The following is a 19,233-nucleotide window of genomic DNA, read 5'->3' as shown; positions in this document are numbered from 1 at the left end:
GATCGATGGTTGCGCGGCGTGGCGGCCGTCGCGCACTGCGTTCCGGGCGGTCGACGAATGGGTGTGGCTTGCGGTTTGCGGCTCGTGGTTCGTGGGTTGTGGTTCGTGGCGCGCGGCCCGCGGCTTGCGACGAGGGCGAGCCGTTCGTTCGGGCTTCACGCGCGGCGGCTTCGTTCCGGCACGCGCGGCGGTGGCGGCTTCGTGCGCGCCGCGGCCACTGCGGTCACTGTCGCCGCTTTGCTCGGGCGGACGCCGCGGCCGGCCGGCGCGAGCGGTCTCGGGCGGCTGCCGGCGACGAACCTGCGGCGGTCGGGCCGGCGCGGCCGAGAGCGCATTGCGCGCGGTACGCGGCGGGTTCCGAATCGATTTTCCGTTCACTCCTCTGCCGAATGGCCGGTTTCGCATCGGTTGCTGTGCGTCGCGGATGCGTTGCCATATACTGTACAAACATACAGTAATCGGCAATGCGATGTCCGCTTCCTCCCTTTCCCTCGAATCGCTGCATCCGTCGCTTTGGCGAGGCTCCCAACTCGCGCGCGGCGGCCCGCGTACGGTCGATACCGGCCATGCGGCGTTGTCGGCCGAGCTGCCGGGGGGCGGCTGGCCGCTCGGCGGGCTCGTCGAACTGCTCGTGCCCCACGCGGGTTGCGGCGAGATGCGCGTGCTTGCGCCCGCGCTCGCGGCGACCGGCAGCGCGCGGCGGCCGCTTGCGTTCGTCGCGCCGCCGCAGCCGCCGCACGCGTGCGCGCTCGCCAGTCTCGGCGTGCCGCTCGACGCGCTGCTGTGGTTGCGCGCGGACAGCGGCGCGAACGCGCTGTGGGCGGCCGAGCAGGCGCTCAAGACCGGCTGCTGCGGCGCGCTCCTGCTGTGGCAGCAGAACACGCGCGCCGATGCGCTGCGCCGCCTGCATCTCGCCGCCGCCCGTGCGGGCGATACGCTGTTCGTGATGTTTCGGCCCTTGGCCGCCGCGCGGCAGCCGTCGCCCGCGATGCTGCGCGTCGCGCTGCATCCGTCGCCGGGCGGCGTGTCGGTCGAGATCGTCAAGCGTCGTGGGCCGGCGCACGGCGAGCCGCTTTCGCTCGAATTGCCGTCGCCCATCGTGGAGGGCCGCTATGCGCGTCTTGCTCGGCATTCATCTGCCGCGCCTGCCGCTCGACGTGTGCGCGCCGTCGTCGCCTGACGGCGGCGACGGCTGCGCGGTGCTCGAGCAGGGCGTCGTGCTGATCGCCGATGCGGCCGCGCGTTCGCGCGGCGTGCGCGCCGGCATGAAGCGCGGCGGCGTGCTGACGCTCGCACCCGGCACGCGGCTCGTGGAGCGCGATCCGGCGCGCGAGGCCGACGCGCTGCGCGCGGTCGCGCTCGCGCTGTTGCGCTTCTCGCCATGCGTCGCGCTCGACGACGAAGCGACGCTCGTCGTCGACGTCGGCGCAAGCCTGCGGCTGTTCGGCGGCCTGCCGTCGCTGTGCCGGCAAGTGCGCGCGACGCTCGCCACGCTCGGCTACGCGGCGCGTCTTGCCGCCGCGCCGACGGGACGCGGCGCATGGCTGCTCGCGCGCGCGCCGGGCCGGCCGCGCACGCGGCGGCGGATCGTGCGGGCGGCATCGCTCGCGCGCGCGCTCGACGCGCTGCCGTGCGAGCTGCTGCCCGCCGCGCGTCCGTATGCCGGCTGGTTCGACGGCCTCGGCTGCCGCACGCTCGCCGACCTGCGCCGCTTGCCGCGCGCGGGGCTCACGCGCCGCTGCGGTCCCGCGCTCGTCGCCGCGCTCGATCGTGCGTACGGCGACGTCGCGGAGCCGCTCGCCTGGATGGCGGTGCCGCCCGTGTTCGACGCTCGGCTCGAATTGCCGGAGCGCGTCGAATATGCGCAAGCCGTGCTGTTCGTCGCGCGCCGGCTCGTCGTGCAGCTGTGCGGCTGGCTCGCCGCGCGGCAGTTGTCGCTGTCGGCGATGACGTTCGCGCTCGAGCACGAGCGCGGCCGCCAGGCGGTGCCGCCGACGTCGCTCGAACTCGCGTTCGCCGAGCCCGCGCGCGACGAGACGCACTTCATGCGACTCCTCGGCGAGCGGCTCGCGCGCGTCGCGCTGCCCGCCGCGGTGATCGCGGTGCGCCTGGCGGCGACGCGCGTCGAATCGGTCGCGCCGCCCGCCGACGATCTGTTTCCGGAGCCGGGCGGCACCCGCGAGGCGCGCGCGCGGCTCGTCGAGCTCCTGAGCGCGCGGCTCGGCGCGGACAACGTGCTGCGCGCGGCGCCCGTCGCCGATCATCGCCCCGAGGCGGCGAACCGCTGGCTGCCGCTCGGCGCGCCGGCGGGCAGGCCGGCCGTGCCGGGCGTCGCGGCTCCGCGTCCCGCATGGCTGCTCGACCAGCCGCTGCCGCTCGCGATGCGCGAGAACCGGCCGTTCTATCGCACGCCGCTCAGGTTCGTGTCGTCGATCGAGCGGATCGAGGCCGGCTGGCTCGACGGCCCGCTCGTCGAGCGCGACTATCGCATCGCGCAGGACGACGATGGCGCGTGCTACTGGGTCTACCAGGAGCGCGGCAGCGGCGCGGCGAGGCAGTGCTGGTTCCTGCACGGCCTCTTCGGGTGAGCGGCATGGATGCGGCATCCAAGATCCTGCCCGACTACGCGGAGCTGTTCTGCCGGTCGAACTTCTCGTTCCTGCACGGCACGTCGTCGGCGGACGAACTCGTCGAGCGCGCGGCGGCGCACGGCTATCGCGGCATCGCGATCACCGACGAATGCTCGCTCGCCGGCGTGCCGCGCATGCACGTCGCGGCGAAGGCGAAGGGGCTGCCGCTCGTCGTCGGCGCGTACTTCGACGTGACGCCGGACGACGCCGCGCCGGGCCACGATCCGGGCCCCGGCGCGTTCGGCCTCGTGCTGCTCGCGCGGAACCGCGAAGGCTACGGCAACCTGTCCGAGCTGATTTCGTGGCGGCGGATGGACGCGCCGAAGGGCACCTACCGGCTCACGCCGCGGATGCTGGCCGCGCCGCCGCCGGCGCTCGCGCATCTGCGCGGCGTGCCCGATTGCTTCGCGATCCTCGTGCCGACGTATCCGGCGCGCGCCGACATGCTCGACGCGCAGCTCGCGTGGTTCGACGCGCTGTTCGGCGCGCGCGCGCGGCTCGGGCTCGTGCAGCTGCAGCGCGCGCTCGACGGCGCGCATGGCGAGGCAGTCCGGGCGGCGGGCGAGCGGCGCGGAATGTGCGTCGTCGCGCTCGGCGACGTGACGATGCACAGGCGCTCGTGCAAGCCGCTGCAAGACGCGATGACGGCGATTCGGCTCGGCATGCCGATCGCCGAATGCGGCTACGCGCTCGCGCCGAACGGGGAGCAGCATTTGCGCACGCGCCATCGGATCGGGAAGCTGTTTCCGGCCGACGCGCTCGCGGAGACGTGCCGGATTCTCGATGCGTGTCGTTTCGAGCTCGACGAGCTGCGCTACGAATATCCGCACGAAATCGTGCCGGCAGGCTACACGCCGGCGAGCTATCTGGCGCAGGAAACCTGGGCGGGCGCGCGCGCGCGCTATCCCGGCGGCGTGCCGGAAACGGTGCGGAAAAGAATCGAGTACGAACTCGCGCTGATCGCCGAGCTCGAATACGAGCCGTATTTCCTGACGGTTCACGACATCGTCCAATACGCGCGCAGCAAGAACATTCTGTGCCAGGGGCGCGGCTCGGCGGCGAACTCGGTCGTCTGCTACTGCCTGCATGTGACCGAGGTGGACCCCGAGCGCAGCACGCTGCTGTTCGAGCGCTTCATCAGCCGAGAGCGCGGCGAGCCGCCCGACATCGACGTCGACTTCGAGCATCAGCGCCGCGAGGAAGTCATCCAGTATCTCTACGAGAAATACGGCCATGATCGCGCGGCGCTCGCCGCGGCCGTGTCGACCTATCGCCCGCGCGGCGCGCTGCGCGAGACCGGCAAGGCGCTCGGCGTCGATCCGATGCTCGTCGAGCGGGTCGCGAAGGAGCATCGCTGGTTCGACGGCAGCCGCGATCTGCTCGCGCGCTTCGAATCGGTGGGGCTCGATCCGGACACGCCGCTCATTCGCGAGTGGGCCAAGCTCGCCGCGCGGCTGCTGCGCTTTCCGCGCCATTTGTCGCAGCATTCGGGCGGCTTCGTGATCAGCCGCGGCAAGCTCACGCGGCTCGTGCCGGTCGAGAACGCGGCGATGGAGGGGCGGCGCGTGATCCAGTGGGACAAGGACGATCTGGAGGCGCTCGGGCTGATGAAGGTCGACGTGCTCGCGCTCGGCATGCTGTCCGCGCTGCATCGCGCGTTCGACATGGTCACCGCGTGGCGCGGCGGGCGGGACGGCAAGCCGTTCGGCATGGCGCACATCGAGCAGGGCGACGCGGCGACGTACGACATGATCTGCCGCGCGGACACGGTCGGCGTGTTCCAGATCGAATCGCGCGCGCAGATGTCGATGCTGCCGCGCCTGCGGCCGCGCGACTATTACGATCTCGTGATCGAGGTCGCGATCGTGCGGCCGGGGCCGATCCAGGGCGGCGCGGTGCATCCGTACCTGAAGCGGCGGCAGGGGCTCGAGCCCGTCACGTATCCGAAGGACGATCTGAAGCAGGCGCTCGAGCGCACGCGCGGCGTGCCGATCTTCCAGGAGCAGGTGATGCAGATCGCGATCATCGCCGCGGGCTTCACGCCCGGCGAGGCCGACGAGCTGCGCCGCGCGATGGCCGCGTGGAAGCGCAAGGGCAACATCGAGCAGTATCGGCGCAAGATCGTCGACGGCATGCGCGAGCGCGATTATCCGCCCGAGTTCGCCGAGCAGATCTTCGAGCAGATCAAGGGCTTCGGCGAATACGGCTTTCCGGAGAGCCATGCGGCGAGCTTCGCGCATCTCGTCTATGCGAGCAGCTGGCTCAAGTGCCACGAGCCGGCGATCTTTCTCGCGGCGCTCCTGAACAGCCAGCCGATGGGTTTTTATCCGCCCGCGCAGCTCGTGCAGGACGCGAAGCGCCACGGCGTGACGGTGCTGCCGATCGACGCGTCGGCGAGCGGCTGGGAAGCGTCGCTCGAAGCGCGGCCCGGCGCGGCGCCGCCCGGCGGGCAGCCGGCGGTGCGGCTCGGGTTGTCGCTCGTGCGCGGCCTGGGCGAGGACGCCGCGCGGCGGATCGAGGCGGCGCGCGCGGCGGGGCCGTTCACGAGCGTCGACGAGCTCGCGTGCCGCGCGCGCCTCGAGCGCCGCGATCTCGAGGCGCTCGCCGCCGCGAACGCGTTCGCGACGCTGGCCGGCAATCGCCGCGATGCGCTGTGGCAGGCGGTCGCCGCGGCGCCGGAGCGCGATCTGCTCGCCGCCGCGCCGATCGACGAAGCCGAGAAGCCCGCGCTCGGCGCGCCGTCCGAGGCCGACGACGTTTTCGCCGACTATCACACGATCGGCCTCACGCTGAACCGGCATCCGGTCGCGCTGCTGCGGCCCGCGCTCGACGCGCGGCGGCTGTCGTCCGCCGCGGCGCTGCGCGATCGCCGCAACGGCCAGCTCGCGCGCGCATGCGGGCTCGTGACCGCGCGGCAGATGCCGGGCACCGCGAAGGGCGTGCTGTTCGTCACGCTCGAGGACGAGACGGGCTGCGTGAACGTGATCGTGCGGCCGGAGCTGCTCGAGCGGCAGCGGCGCGAGACGCTCGATTCGCGGCTGCTCGCGGTGTCGGGCGTGTGGCAGTGCGAGAGCGACGTCCGGCATCTCGTCGCGCAATATCTCGAGGATCTGACGCCGCTCATCGCCGGCTTGCGGACCGAGAGCCGCGAGTTCCATTGACGCTCGCCGGCACACGCGGCGCGGCGGGCGCTTGCCGCGCGATCGCGATCGCGATCCATCGATCCGGGCACCGCTCGCGGCCCGAAGGCGGCGCGCGATCTTCGTCAAGCGGCGCGGCGGCCCGCTCGCGCGCTCAAAGCGCGGCCGCGCATTCCTGCATGACGGCCGCCTTGCGGCGCAGATATTCGCGGAACAGCTCCGTCGACGATGCGGGATCGATCCGCACGTCCATCGCGTCGCAGAACGTCTTGACCGCCTGGACGGCATGCGCGAAGTGCGCGCTCTCGGTGCCGCCCGTATGAACCGTCACCCATGCGAGGATGAAGCGCACGCGCTCGGCAGGGACGTTCATCCGATGCTCGAACCATGTCTTGAACAGCGGATGGATGAACTCGACTTCGCCGTGCGTGTACACCTCGTGCACGAGCGTCGTGAGGAGGCCTTGCATCAGATCGCGGTTGCGCAGCCGCTGCCGGTCGGTCCAGTCCTTGAACGCCTGCGCGGCCGCGAGGCAGTTCGCCTTCAGCAGCCAGGCGTCGTCGCCGCAGATCGTCGTCGCCATGTTGTAGAACAGGTCGGCGTGCAGCGTGCCGCCGAGCGCGCCGAGATCCTCGTCGGTGATGCGCTGCAGGCTGCCGCATGCGTCGTAGAGCTTCGCCGACGCGGGCGACGCCGGATCGGAGCGCGCGAGGAGCGTCACGCGGTTCGCGAGGCCCGACACGCTCGCCGCCGAGTTGTTGGTCTTCGACCAGCTCGCGAAAAAGACGCGCAGCGCCTCCTTCGACGGCTTGCCGGACGTGAGCGCGTTGAACGCATGCTCGATGCGTGCGAGCGAATCCGCCTCGGCGTCGAACGCGTCGACGAGCGCGCGCTGGAGCGCGCCGGGCGCCATCCCTTCCAGCACGGGACAAACGATGTCGACAAGATTGGTTGGCGTGATGGTGATCGAGTTCATGCACGATTTCTCTCTGATGCGCATCGCTGCGGCTCTGGCCAGCCTAGCGCGATGTCGTAATGGATGATTGTCGAGTGCGCGTTGCGTCGATACCGCCCGGTTTCCAGAACGTGCACGCGGCGACCGCGGCGAGCAGGTGCGCGCACACGACGAGTGCGACGCAGCCTGCCCAGCCGAAGCGCTGCCATGCAGGAACCGGCAATACCGTTCCCACGCTGCCGCCCAGGTAATAGCACGACAGATAAAGCCCCACTGCGAATGTCCGGCCCTCGGAGGTCGAACGTGTGACGAACGCGCTCGCGGCCGTCTGGCCCACGAACACGCCCGTCGAACCTATCGCGAGCCCGAGCAGGATCACGGGCACGCCCGAATGAAGCGTCAGCAGCGCGCCCGCGACGCCGAGCCCGGCGGCGAGCAGCAGCAGATCCGCCGGCCGGCGCTTGCGCGACAGCCGCGCGGCCATCGGCGTGACGACGACGGCGAGCAGGAACACCGCGTAGATCGAGCCGATCGCCGCGGTGCCGAACCGATACGGCGGCTTCGCGAGATGGAGCCCGACGTACGTGAACGTCGTCACCTGCGAAAACAGGATGCACGCGCCGATGAAATACGACGCGAGCACCGGCCGGTTGCGGCCGAGCGCGCGCAGCGACATCGCCGACGGGGCCGCCGCGGGCGCCGTGCGCGCACGCGTGCGCGGCAGGCACAGATGGATCGCCGTGCCGGCGGCGAGCATCGTGTAGGCGAGCACGTCGAGCGCATGCGGCCAGTCGCTCGCCGCCGTCACGCCGTTGACGATGAAGCGCCCGCCGAAGCCGCCGAGTGTCGTGCCCGCGACGAAGAAGCTCGTCATCTCGGTTGCCGTGTCGCCCTGCCAGGTTTCGCCGATGTACGACACCGTGACGGCGAACAGCACCGGAATGACGATTCCCGTTGCGATCCGCCCCGCGAGGAATTCGGCGAACGAATCCGCATGCGCGGTCCAGAGCGTGGGCAGCGCGAGCAGCAGCGCGGCGAACGCGATGATCCGGTGTCGATCGAAGCGGTGCGTCAGCATGCCGACGAAAGGCGCCGTCGTCGCCATCGCGACCGTCGTGACCGTAATGCCGAGCGCGGCTTGCTCGATGTGCGTGCCGAACGTGGCCGCGATCTGAGGCAGGATGCCTTGCGTTGCATACAGGCTCAGAAAAGCCGCGCAGCCGCACATGAAGAGTGCAAAGCGTAGCGTGTTGGTCACCACGGTTCGTTTCGGATTCTGAAAGAATGACAGTCTCCCCCGAGAGCGCGCATCCGGGCCAATACCGAATTCCGACCGATTGATACCGCAGGCGCAATGACGCGGACCGGCTGCGGCTGCGGCTGCGGTTGCGGCCGCGGTCGTGTTCGCGCTCGTGTTCGCGGCCGCGCGGGCGCCGCGTTCGCGCGCGATCGATGCGTCCGTTCACTCGCCGCGGTCCGCGTCAGGTGAGCAGCGAGCGGACCATGCCGTGCTTCCTGCCGAGATAGGTGCGCCATAGCTGCGCTTTCTCGCGGAACGCCGGCTCCTGCATCAGCAGCGCATGCATTTTCGGCAGGTTGTAGAGCGGCACGCTCGGAAACAGATGGTGCGCGACGTGAAAGTTGATATTGAGCGGCGCGATCGCGAGCAGCTCGAGCCAGTTGCCGTCGACGTGACGCGTGCGTTCGAGCTCGTGGCCGGCCTTCTCGAGATCGTGCTCGGCGATCACGCGGATGCGGATGAACGCGAGCGACAGCGTGAACATCGGCAGCACCCACAGCAGCAGGAAATACGGCAGCAGGCCGAAGCGCGCGGCGAGCGCGATCGCGCCGATCCAGAACGCGGCGAATTGCCGGCGCTCGGACGGCGTGAGCAGCTTTTCGCGGTTGCTGAGGACGCTGCTCCAGCCCGTCCAGCTGCGCAGCGTCGGCCACCATGCGCGCAGGTTCGCGCCGAACACGTCGCCGAGCAGGATTCGGCCGAACGCGGCGCGCGACTTGGGGAACGCGTAGTGCTCGTCCTCGACGAGGCGCGCCCAGTACGGATCGTTCGGCTTGTTCGTGAACAGATGATGCGGCAGATGGCTGCGCCGGTAGCACGACGTCACCATGCCGATCGGGAACGCGCACAGCCAGTTGCTGACGAGCTCGTTCGCACGGCGCGATTCGAAGAGGCGAAAGTGCGTCGCGTCGTGCATCACGATGCCGAGCGCATGCTGCTTGCATGCGAGATACACGTAGGCGGCGACGAGGCTCGCGACGACGGCGAGCCGCTGCGGCGCAGGCAGCACGGCGAACGCATGCGCGAGGCTCGTGCCGCCCGTCAGGCGCGCGACGAGCGCGATCGGCAACGCGAACGCGATCGCGATGCCGGCCCATTGCCGCGCGATCACCCACGCGCAGCGCCACGGCCGGATCGTGCTCAGCGCATGCGCTTCGGTCGCGTATTTCTTGCGGTAGTTCACGGTGTCGGTGGAGGCGGTTCCGGAAGACATGATCGTGTGTCCTTGAAAGTCGTGACGTACGCCGGCGATCCGCGTCACGCGAATTCGGCATGCGCGCGCTCGCCGAGCGCGGCGAAGCCGGCGTCGAGCGTGTCGAAGGCGAGATCGAGCTCGGCGATGCTGACGGTGAGGGGCGGCAGCAGGCGCACGACGGCGCCGTGGCGGCCGCCCGTCTCGACGATGAGCCCGTGCGCGAAGCAGTACCGCTTGAGCGCGCGCGCGAGCGCGGGCGCGGCGGGCCGCGCGCCGATCGCGTTCGGTTCGGCGTCGGGATCGACGAGCTCGATGCCCCACATGAGCCCGCGCCCACGCACGTCGCCGATTTCCGGATGGCGCGCGGCGAGCCATTCGAGCCGCGCGCGGACATGCGCCTCCTTTGCCGCCACGCCGGCGATCAGCCCTTCCGAGTCGATCACGTCGAGGCACGCGACGCCCGCCGCCATCGCGATCTGGTTGCCGCGGAACGTGCCCGCGTGCGCGCCCGCCTGCCAGACGTCGTAGCGCGCGTCGTAGACGACGAGCGCGAGCGGGAAGCCGCCGCCGATCGCCTTCGACAGCACGATCGCGTCGGGCCGGATGCCGCTTCGCTCGAATGCGAACATCGCGCCCGTGCGGCCGATGCCCGTCTGCACCTCGTCGATCACGAGCGCAATGTCGAGCCGTGCGGTCAGCGCGCGCAGGCCGGCGAGCCATTCGGGCGGCGCGGGAATCACGCCGCCTTCGCCTTGCACCGCCTCGACGATCACGCAGGCGGGCTTCGCGATGCCGCTTTCCGGGTCGCTCAGCATCGATTCGACGTAATGCAGCGATGCGGCCGCGGTCTGCGGCGCGCCGAGTCCGAACGGGCAGCGATATGCGTACGGATACGGCATCACGTGCACGTCGGGCATCAGCGAGGCGACCTTGTCCTTCGCGCGCAAGTTGCCCGTCAGCGCGAGCGCGCCCGCCGTCATTCCGTGATAGCCGCCGTGAAACGCGATCACCGAGCGCCGGCCCGTCGCCGTCTTGAAGAGCTTGATCGCCGCTTCGATCGCATCCGCGCCGGACGGGCCGCAGAACTGCACGCGCGCGTGCCGCCCGAACGCGGGCGGCAGGATCTCGAACAGGCGCTCGACGAAGCGGTGCTTGACGGGCGTCGTCACGTCGAGCATCTGCATCACCTGGCCGCTGCCGACGAACTCGCGCACGCGCTCGACGATCGCCGGATGGTTGTGGCCGGTCGCGAGCGTGCCCGCGCACGACAGGAAATCGAGGTAGCGGCGGCCGGCCGTGTCGGTGAGCACCGTGCCCGCGCCGTGCGCGAAAACGGTGTCGAAGGTTTCCGCATAGGTGCGCGCGCTCGATTCTCGGGCGCGGACGAAAGCGTAAGCGGGATCGACGTCTTGCATGGCTACCTCACGAAAAAAGGGCGGAGCGGGGCGGCCCCGCATTTCAGGCGATCGGCGCGAGCGCGCCGCGCCGCAGCCGCTTGTGCAGCAGGATCAGCGCGACGACGGGCAGCACGCCGCCGAAGAGCGGGTCGTGACGATGCGGGAACGCGACGGCGAGCGCGACGCCGCCGTATGCGACCATCTTCTTGCAGAGCGCCTGCGCGAGTGCCGGATCGGCCGCGCCGGAGAACGCTTCGGGTGCGACGGCCAGGCCGATCGCGTGCGTCGCGAGCACGCAGACGAGCATCGCGGCCGACCCGAGCGTTTCGCCCCATGCGCGGCTCGCGTCGGCCGACACGAACGGCAGCGCCGCGCTGACGATCAGATACGCGTTCAGGCCGAGCGCGGTGCCGTGCAGCGGGCGGCGGCGCAGCAGCCACGCGGTGTGCGGCAGCGCGAGCAGCGCGCCCGCGAGCGCGGCGAGCCGCCAGTGCGCGTCGCCGTCGCCCGGCAGCGCGCGCATGACCAGCATGAAGCCGATCGCGGGCACGAACAGCACGGCGTTGCGCAGATAAGCGGTGATCAGATCGGGCATGACGCAATGGCCTCCTTCGATGTGTGTCAGTCTTGATGCCAGCGGAACGTCAGCGCGGCGCCGGCGAGGAACGCGAGCGTCCAGCCCGCGACCACGGCGAGCGGCCACGCGGCCTGCGCATAGCCGATGTCGCGGATGAACACGCCGCGCAGCGCGACGGCGAACTGGTTGGTCGGCAAAACGAGCAGCACGACGCGCAGCCAGTGCGGCGCGGCGCGCAGCGGGATCGTCAGATCGCTGAAAAACAGCAGCGGGAAATAGATCAGGTTGCACCACGCCTCGGCCGCGGCGACCGACCGCGCGCGGCTCGCGAGCAGCGTGCCGAGGCTCAGCAGCATCGCCGCGCCGAGCAGCACGATCGGGATCGCGCGCAGCGCGCGCGCGCTCCAGAGCGGCAGCGGCACCTGAAACAGGTAGCGCGCGGCGAGCATCAGCGTCACCGCCGCGGCGAGCATCAAAAGCACGCGCGACACGATCAGCGACGCGAGGAACACGAAGCGCGACACCGGAAAGCACACGTACATCTTGAACGTGTTGCGCTCGCGCAGCGTCGCGATCGTCGTGGCGGTCGACACGACGCCGACCGACATGAACGCCATGATCAGGATGCCGGTCGCGAAGAATTCGCCGTAATCGAGCGGCGCGAGCGCATGGCCGTCGTTTTCGAAGCGGGCCCGGTACGCGGCGGGCAGGCCCGCCTCGGATGCCGCGCAGCGCACGAGCGCGATCTCGATCGTGCGCGCGGCGGCGCGCGCCGCGAGCGGGCCGTTGAAGTCGTATGCGACGCGCACCGGATCGGTCGCGCGCGCGGGCCAGATCACGCGCACGCGATCGCCGCTCGCCGCGCCCGCCGCGTTCGGCGCGACCACGCGGGCGCCGACCGTGCCGTTGCCCGCGAACGCGGCCTCGATCGCGGCGCGGCACGCGCGCGCCTGCGGCGCGGCGGCGTCGCCGTCGAACGCGAGCTCGACGACGCCGAGCGAGCTGCTCTTGCCGAACGCGACGAGCATCACGCTCATCAGCAGGATCGGAAAGACGAACGTCCAGAAGAGCCGCGCCTTGCTGCGCAATTGCCCGAGCAATTCATTGCGCGTGAGGATCAGAAAGACCTTAAGCATCCGTCGCTCCTTCGGTGCACGCGCGCAGCAGATCGCCCTCGTCGGTCGGCGCGAATTCGAAGTGCCGGATGCCCGCCGTCTCCATCAGCGCGCGCAGCGTGCGATCGAGCCCCGCGCGGCCGAACGCGCCGATCTGCCGCGGCGCCGGCGCGACGATGCGCTGCACGTGCGCGTCCCGCGCGAGCACCGCGCGCACGCGGTCCGCCTGCGCGTCGTCGTCGACGTGGATCAGCGCGCGAAATTCGCCGACCAGACGCCGCTTGAGCGCGTCCTTGCCGCCCTGATAGCGCAGCGCGCCGTCGCGCACCCACAGCACGTCGTCGGCGATGGCGAGCTCCTCGCCCGCGTGGCAGATCATCACGACCGTGATGCCCGCGAGCGGGCCGCGCAGCAGGTCGAGCACGCTGCGCGTCATCGTGCGGTCGAGGCCCGTGAACGGCTCGTCGAGCGCGACGAGCGCCGGGCGATGCGCGAACGCGATGAACAGATCGAGCCGTTGCCTCTGGCCCTTCGACAGCCCGCTGTACGGCTTCGCGCGCAGCTCGTCGATCGCGAGCGCCCGCGCGACCGCGGCGTCCTGCTTGCGGTACAGCGCGCGATGCACGGCGAGGATCTCGTCGACGCGCGCGTGCTCCGCGTATTCGACGCGCTGCAATTGCGCGCCGAAGCGCCGCAGCTCGCGCGTGTCGCGCATGAATCGCGCGGCCGGCACGCCGAGGATCGTCGCGCCCTCGAGCCGCGCGCGGCGAAAGCCGAACAGCGCCTCGAGCAGCGTGCTCTTGCCGGACCCATTCGGCCCGACGATCGCCGTCAGCGCGCCCGCGCGAAAGGCGATATCGGTGGCGTGGAACGCGAAGTCGCCCGCCTTCACGTCGATGCGGCGCGCGGCGAGCGCGCTGGCCGCGCGGCTCGGCGCCGCTTCGCGTTCGAGCGGGCCGGCGGCGGCGGCGGCGTTGGCGGCGTTGGCGGCGCCGTCGGCTTGAGCGGCCTCGACGGCCGGAAACGGAACAGGGTTCATCGCATTCAATCCATCATCGCGACCTGGATGTCGCGCGGGCCGCTGAACGGGTTGCGCCCGTGCGCGACGAGGATGTTGTCAAGCAGCAGCACGTCCTGCTCGTGCCAGCGAAACGCGGTTTCCTCGGCGTCGATCGCGTCGTAGACGGGATCGAGGTCCTCGGCGGGCATCGGCGATCCGTCGCCGTAGCGGATGTCGTACGGCAGCGCGGCGCGTGTCTTGTAGAACGATTGCAGCGCGCGCAGGATGGTCGGATGCACGACGCGCGCGTTGATGTGCTGCGTGCTCGCGTGGTTGAACCAGACCTCCTCGCCCGTGCGCGGATGCGCGACCGTCGCCGGGCCGACATGCGTGACCGTGATGCTGCCGTCCGGCAGCCACTCGAATTCGAGCTGCGTCGCGCGGCACAGCGATTCGACCTCGGCGCGCTCGTCGGTCATGAACGCGTCCTGCCAGCGCCGGTAGAACTGGTTGAAGTGCGTGGGCATCGGCTTCGCCGAGAAATTGCGCCGGTACATCACGCCCTTGCTGCGGAACCGCTCGAGCGTGCGCGCGGGCAGGCGGCGCGTGACGGCGCGCATGTCCGACAGCGGCGTCTCCCCGCCGACGGGCGCGGCCTGCCGGCAGTAGAACGAGATGAGTCGCGGATAGCGCGACATGTACGCCTTCTCCTGATGCAGGCTCAGCTTGAACGGCGCGGGCAGCTGCGTCGATTCGTACACGTTGCCGTCGATCGCCTTGCGCGGCGACGCGCCCGCGATGTAGCCGAACGCGTGCGGCGCATAGAGATCGGTCATCGCGCGGAACGCGTGCGTGTCCGGCACCGCGAAGCCGCGCAGCAGGAGGCCGCCGTGCTCGAGCAGCAGTGCGTCGAAGTCCGCGCGATGCGCGTCGAACCACGCGAGCGCCGCGGCGCGCTCGGCGGCGAGCGCGCCGCCGTCGTGCGGCGTGATGACGAGCGGCAGCAGCGTGCGTTCGCTCCTGAAGCCGCACAGCACGCCGCGGCCGAGCCGCGCCTGCGCCTTCAGCGCCGACGCGTTCTGGAAGGTGATCGAATCCTGGATCTCGCTCATGACGGCAGCCCCGGTTTGGTGAGCAGAATCTCGAAGCCGAGCGCGCCCAGGCCGAACGGCGGGCTCGTCACGCTCGCGTGGCCGGCGAGGCCGGCGGCCGCGACGAGCGCGCGCGCCTCGGCGAGCGTGAGCTTTTCCTCGAGATGCGTCGGCGGATAGTTCGCGGCCGCGCGCATCTGCGTGAAGCGCTCGAGCAGCGCGGGCGGCGCGTCGCGGCGCATGTCGTGCACGACGCCGACGCCGCCCGGGCGCAGCGCGCGGAACATCTCGGTCAGGCTCAGCGCCTTGTCCGGCAGGTGATGCAGCGTCGCGCGGCTGACGGCCATCGCGAGCGACGCGTCGTCGAACGGCAGCGCGAGCGCGTCGCCGAGCTTCAGCTCGACGCGCTCCGCGAGGCCGAGCCGCGCGATGCGCGGCACGCCTTCGTCGAGCATCGCGGGATCGAGATCGACGCCGACGAAGCGCCAGTGCGCCATCGACGGGTCGGCCGCGAGCCGCACCGGCACGACGGCCGTGGCCGTGCCGATGTCGGCGAGCGTGCCGGGCGGCAGCGCGCGTGCGAGGTCGCGGATGCGCGCGATGAACAGCGCGTCCCACGGCGCGAGCGCCTCGGTCGCGAAGCGATCGTAATCGTCGGCGGGGCGCAGATTCTTGAGCAGCATGTCGGACTCTCCTTGAATCGCCAGCGGTTGAGAAAGGGCGCTACAGCCAGCCCACGGGGACGGCCGCGAGCATCCGGCGGGCGGTCGCGCTGTTCGCGCCGAACGCGGGCCGGCGGCGGCGTTCGACCGCGTGCGCGGCCATTGCGGCGATCCGCGCGCTCAGGCCGACGCCGATTCCCCATTGCGGCTCGGCGATGCCGAGGTCGAGGAGCGCCGCGCCCGTCGCGAAATCGATGTTCGGCTTCAGGCTCTTGCGCCGCAGCGCCTGGTCGCACGCCACGTCGAACATGTCGACGTAGCGCCCGCCGAAGCCCCACTCCGCGAAGAGCGCGCGAATGCGCGGCGGGCGCGGGTCCGCTTCGAAGAGCGGATGGCCGAAGCCCGCGAGCAGCGCGCCGGATTCGTCGAGCACGCGATCGATCGCGTGCCGCACGGCGGCGTCGAGCCCGGCCGGTTCCTCGTCGATCCGCCGCGCGACGGCGAGCAGCCACTGCATCGCGTTGCGCGCGGCGCCGACGTGATTCGGGCCGCTCGACATGAAGCCCGCCGCGATCGCTTGCGACAGCGACACGCCGGTGCCGATCGCGCAGCGCGGCACGAGCACGGTCGGCGTCACGTAGCCGAAGCCGCCGTGCCACGCGACGAGGAGCGCGTCGATCACGCGCTCGGCGTGCGGCGAGCCGGCGCCGCTCGCGCCTGCCGCGCGCAGCACGCGCGCCGCGTGGCTCGTGCCGGGATCGTCGACGCCTGATTGGCCGAGCGCCGCGCGCATCAGGTACGGCGCGCCCGCGAGGCAGCCGAGCAGCGTGTCGAAATCCGCGCCCCAGCCGGCCGCGATGGCGTCGTCGAACGGCGGCCGCTCGATGTCGCGCAGCAAGCCGGTCGCGGCGGCGAACACCATCTCCACGCCCGTTTGCGCGACGCTCGCGGCGGCGGCCGTCGACAGGTTGCCGCGCGCGAAGCGCGCGCCGTACTGCGCGAGCCGCGCGCGCAGCGCCGCGCTTTCGGACGGCGTGGGCAGCCGCTCGAACCACAGGTGCCAGAGCGCGTCCTCGAACGAGACCGCGCCGATCAGATCGTTCAGGTTGCGCTCGCGCACCCATAGTCCTTCGGGATCGAGGGTCACGCCGTCGATGTCGGTGCCGCGATAGCGGGTGGACGGCCGTTTCAGCAGCTCAGGTGCGAGTCCCATGTCATTCGACCTCGGCGAGTTCTTCGGCGGTGATCGCGCACGCGATGTCCGGCAGCGCATCGATCGCGGCGGCGTGCTGGGCGGCGAGCGGAAGCAGGTTCGCGAAGCAGTAGCGGGCGGCCTTCACCTTGCCGCGATAGAACGCGGCTTGCGCGGCGTCGGCCGCGACCGCGCCCTGCGCGAGGCGGCGCTCGGAGACGCAAGCAGCTTCGAGCAGCGACCATGCCGACGCGACGAGCCCGAACATCTCGAGAAAGCGCGTGTAGACCTGGCTGCTCGCGTGCATGTGGCCGTCCTGCACCGCGCGCGCGATCGAGGCGAGCGCGCGCTCGAGCGCGTCGGCGGCGTCGCGCAGCTGCGCGAACCACCCGGCGAACGATTCGGGCGCATCGGGCTCGATGCGCGAAAGGCCCGCATCGAGCGCGTCGCGGAAATAGCGCAGCAACAGCGGCTTGCGGCCGAAGCCGAGCTTCTCGCGCACGAGATCCTGCGCCTGGATGTAGTTCGTGCCTTCCCAGATCGACAGGATCTTCACGTCGCGCGCGTTCTGCTCGACGGGGCTCGCATCCGTGTAGCCGACGCCGCCGTGCACCTGGATCGCGGTCTCGCAGATGCGCCACGCCTGATCGGAGATGAACGCCTTGCAGATCGGCGTGAGCAGCAGTTGCAGCTTGCGCTCGCGCTCGATATCGGCCGGGTCCGCGCCGGGCGTCGCCTCGAGGATCGCCGCGCGCGTCGCGGCCGCGGTCAGCTTGCCGAGCAGGCCGCGGCATCCTTCGACGCGCGCCTTCATGTCGAGCAGCATCCGCTGCACGTCGCCGTGCTCGACGATGCGCACGCGCGGCGCGGCGGCGTCCGACGCGGCGTCGATCCGCCGGCCCTGCACGCGGCGGCGCGCGTACGACACGGACTGCAGATACGCGCTCGACGCGACGCCGATTCCGAATAGCCCCGTGCCCATGCGCGCCTGGTTCATCAGCGGCACGAGCTGCAGCAGGCCGACGTTCCTGCGGTTGCCGAGCAGATGCGCGCGCGTCGTGCCGCTTCGGCCGAACACGAGATGCGTGTTCGCGCAGCCGTTCAATCCCATCTTGCGCGGCACCGCGACGCATTCGACGTGATTCGGTTCGAGCTCGCCCGTCGCCTCGTTGCGCCAGAAGCGCGGCACGATCAGGCACGACAGCGAGAACGAGCCGGGCGCCGTCGAGCCGATGCGGCCGAGAACGAAATACAGCGTGTTCTCGGTCAGGTCGTGCATGCCGGCCGAGATGTAGACCTTCTCGCCCGTCACCGCGTAGACGTCGTCGCCGAGCGGCGTCGCGGCCGTGCGCACGGCCGTCATGTCGGAGCCCGCCTGCGGCTCGGTCGCGCAGAAGCATGCGTCCCAGTCGTAGCGCAAGAGCGGCTTGCGCAGCGCCTTCTGCCCGGGCGTGCCGTGCAGCGTCAGCAGCTTGCAGGCCGGATGCGTGAAGCCGCCGTACGTCATGAACGACGGGTTCGCGCCCATCAGCATTTCGAACACCACTTGCTTGACGACCATCGGCACGTCCGCGTGCGGCGCGTCGCCCGCTTCGGCCGAGTGGCGGTCGAACAGCAGGCCCGCCCATTCGTCGCGAAAGCGCGGCCACAGCGCGTGGAAATCGGCGGGGATGCGCACCGTGCCGTCCTCGCGCAGCGAGCACGATTCGATGTCGCTCGCGCGATAGCTCTCGCCGATCTCGAGCGCGAAGTCGCGCGCGCGCTCGAGGAGGCGGTCGTAGTAAGCGCGGTCGTGCGTTCGGTACGGCGCGTGCGAGAGGAACGCCGTTTCGGCGTCGAACAGTTCCCAGAGAAAGAAGCGCAGTTCGCGCAGGCTGACTTGATAGGCGCTCATGACGGATACCGGGTTCGGGTGGACGGGGGCGCCGCGTGCGCGCCGCGCAGCTCGGCAACGAGCGCGCCGGCGCCGCCCGCGAGCGCGGTGTCGCAAAAGAGCGCGAGCCGCCGCTCGCCGGGCGCGAGCGACGCCTGCGCCCGCGCGAGCGCGCGCGGCGTATCGGCGGTGGACAGATGCTCGGCGCCGTCGCGCGTTTGCAGACGCGAAGGGGGAATCGCGAGCGCGTGCGCGAGCGTCGTGCGAAACGACGCGCCGAAGCCGCTCGGCGCGAAGCAGTCGATTTGCGCGGCGTCGACGCCCGCGTCGCCGAGCGCCGCGCGCGCCGCGTCGACGGTCGGCGCGATCAGCGCGCGTTCGAGCTCGGCGGGCCGCCGCGCCCACGGATCGGCGATCGCGTCGCCGTGTGCGAGCGCGTGGCCGAGCACGCGCGCGCCGCCGTTGCTGCCGCTGCCTTCTCCGCCGTCGCTTTCGCCGTCTCTTTCGGCGCTGCCGCCGCCGTCGTCCGCGTCGGTGTCGCTCAGCAGGAGCGCGGCGGCGCCGTCGCCGTATGCGACGAAGTCGCCGTACGCGCGCAGAAACGGATATACCCATTTGTCCGCGGCGACGAACAGCATCCGGCCGCCGTGCCGCAGCAGGCCGCTCGCGAGCGGCAGCGCCGTATAGAAGCCGAGCGTGCCGCACTGGCCGAGCGCGAACGGCACGACGTGCTTCAGTTCGAGCGCATGCTGCATCCGGCCGGCGACGGATTCGCCCGCCTGCTCGTTGAGCGACGCCTGCGCGACGACGATGTGCGAGATCGACTCGCGCGCGCTCGGGCCCGCCGCGTCGACGACGTCGCGCACGGCCGCGAGCGCGAGATCCGACAGCGTCAGCCCGTCCGTCTCGACGGGCAGCGACGCGGGCGTGGAGCGCGACAGATGCGCGAACGCGTCCGCGTCGTAGTCGAGCCGTTCGTACGGCATCGCGAAGCGGATCGCGCTCGGCGTGAGCCGGCCGTCGTAGCGATAGCGGCCGGCCGCCTGCGCCGCGTCGACCGTTTGGCGGGACGGCTGCCGGATGGCGGTGTGATGGATCGTGAGCAT

Annotated in this window: 15 protein-coding genes; 3 read left to right on the top strand and 12 right to left on the bottom strand. The window is 71.2% G+C overall.

Going from position 1 to position 19,233, the window contains the following annotated elements; genetic code table 11:
* Positions 1-469: 469 nt before the first annotated feature.
* The 3 genes from imuA to WT60_RS17840 are packed head-to-tail and all read left to right on the top strand — an operon-like array spanning position 470 to position 5,791.
* Positions 470-1,180, top strand: a complete 711-nt coding sequence (gene imuA, locus WT60_RS17850; protein ID WP_038751601.1) for a translesion DNA synthesis-associated protein ImuA — start codon at positions 470-472, stop codon at positions 1,178-1,180.
* The gene (locus WT60_RS17845; protein ID WP_059575758.1) at positions 1,113-2,588 is read left to right on the top strand and encodes a DNA polymerase Y family protein; all 1,476 of its coding nucleotides are present in this window, start codon (positions 1,113-1,115) and stop codon (positions 2,586-2,588) included. The genes imuA and WT60_RS17845 overlap by 68 nt, the downstream gene beginning before the upstream one ends.
* Positions 2,589-2,593: 5 nt before the next feature.
* A complete protein-coding gene (locus WT60_RS17840) occupies positions 2,594-5,791 on the top strand; it encodes an error-prone DNA polymerase (RefSeq protein WP_060356795.1) in 3,198 nt (1,065 codons plus the stop codon).
* Positions 5,792-5,924: 133 nt separating this feature from the next.
* Here WT60_RS17840 and WT60_RS17835 read toward each other — a convergent pair whose 3' ends face one another.
* The 12 genes from WT60_RS17835 to WT60_RS17775 form a co-directional block, all read right to left on the bottom strand.
* A complete protein-coding gene (locus WT60_RS17835) occupies positions 5,925-6,746 on the bottom strand; it encodes a hypothetical protein (protein ID WP_060356796.1) in 822 nt (273 codons plus the stop codon).
* Positions 6,747-6,789: 43 nt separating this feature from the next.
* On the bottom strand, positions 6,790-7,986 hold the full coding sequence (locus WT60_RS17830) for an MFS transporter (RefSeq protein WP_038751590.1): 1,197 nt from the start codon (positions 7,984-7,986) through the stop codon (positions 6,790-6,792).
* Positions 7,987-8,206: 220 nt separating this feature from the next.
* Complete coding sequence (locus WT60_RS17820; protein WP_060356829.1) at positions 8,207-9,208, bottom strand: fatty acid desaturase family protein; 1,002 nt, start codon at positions 9,206-9,208, stop codon at positions 8,207-8,209.
* Between the two features lie 74 nt (positions 9,209-9,282).
* Positions 9,283-10,635 (bottom strand): diaminobutyrate--2-oxoglutarate transaminase family protein, encoded by a 1,353-nt coding sequence (locus WT60_RS17815; protein WP_059575764.1) that lies wholly within the window; start codon positions 10,633-10,635, stop codon positions 9,283-9,285.
* Positions 10,636-10,678: 43 nt separating this feature from the next.
* A complete protein-coding gene (locus tag WT60_RS17810) occupies positions 10,679-11,212 on the bottom strand; it encodes a hypothetical protein (protein ID WP_038751585.1) in 534 nt (177 codons plus the stop codon).
* Positions 11,213-11,238: 26 nt separating this feature from the next.
* Complete coding sequence (locus tag WT60_RS17805; protein WP_060356797.1) at positions 11,239-12,330, bottom strand: ABC transporter permease; 1,092 nt, start codon at positions 12,328-12,330, stop codon at positions 11,239-11,241.
* Positions 12,323-13,348, bottom strand: a complete 1,026-nt coding sequence (locus WT60_RS17800) for an ATP-binding cassette domain-containing protein (protein WP_038751617.1) — start codon at positions 13,346-13,348, stop codon at positions 12,323-12,325. Before WT60_RS17800 ends, WT60_RS17805 begins: the two co-directional genes overlap by 8 nt.
* A 5-nt stretch (positions 13,349-13,353) precedes the next feature.
* Positions 13,354-14,421 carry a TauD/TfdA family dioxygenase gene (locus WT60_RS17795; protein WP_059670587.1) on the bottom strand — a complete coding sequence of 356 codons (1,068 nt, stop codon included), beginning with the start codon at positions 14,419-14,421 and terminating at the stop codon, positions 13,354-13,356.
* On the bottom strand, positions 14,418-15,083 hold the full coding sequence (locus WT60_RS17790; protein WP_059575771.1) for a class I SAM-dependent methyltransferase: 666 nt from the start codon (positions 15,081-15,083) through the stop codon (positions 14,418-14,420). The genes WT60_RS17795 and WT60_RS17790 overlap by 4 nt, the downstream gene beginning before the upstream one ends.
* Positions 15,084-15,123: 40 nt before the next feature.
* Positions 15,124-16,275, bottom strand: a complete 1,152-nt coding sequence (locus WT60_RS17785; protein WP_060356798.1) for a citrate/2-methylcitrate synthase — start codon at positions 16,273-16,275, stop codon at positions 15,124-15,126.
* 1 nt (position 16,276) lies between these two features.
* Positions 16,277-18,148, bottom strand: coding sequence for an acyl-CoA dehydrogenase (locus WT60_RS17780; RefSeq protein WP_059644148.1), 1,872 nt, complete (start codon positions 18,146-18,148; stop codon positions 16,277-16,279).
* Positions 18,145-19,233 carry a hypothetical protein gene (locus WT60_RS17775; RefSeq protein ID WP_060356799.1) on the bottom strand — a complete coding sequence of 363 codons (1,089 nt, stop codon included), beginning with the start codon at positions 19,231-19,233 and terminating at the stop codon, positions 18,145-18,147. Before WT60_RS17775 ends, WT60_RS17780 begins: the two co-directional genes overlap by 4 nt.

Source organism: Burkholderia sp. MSMB617WGS (genome assembly GCF_001532025.2).
GTDB classification, from domain to species: Bacteria; Pseudomonadota; Gammaproteobacteria; order Burkholderiales; family Burkholderiaceae; genus Burkholderia; species Burkholderia savannae.
This window is presented reverse-complemented; position numbering and strand designations above follow the sequence as displayed.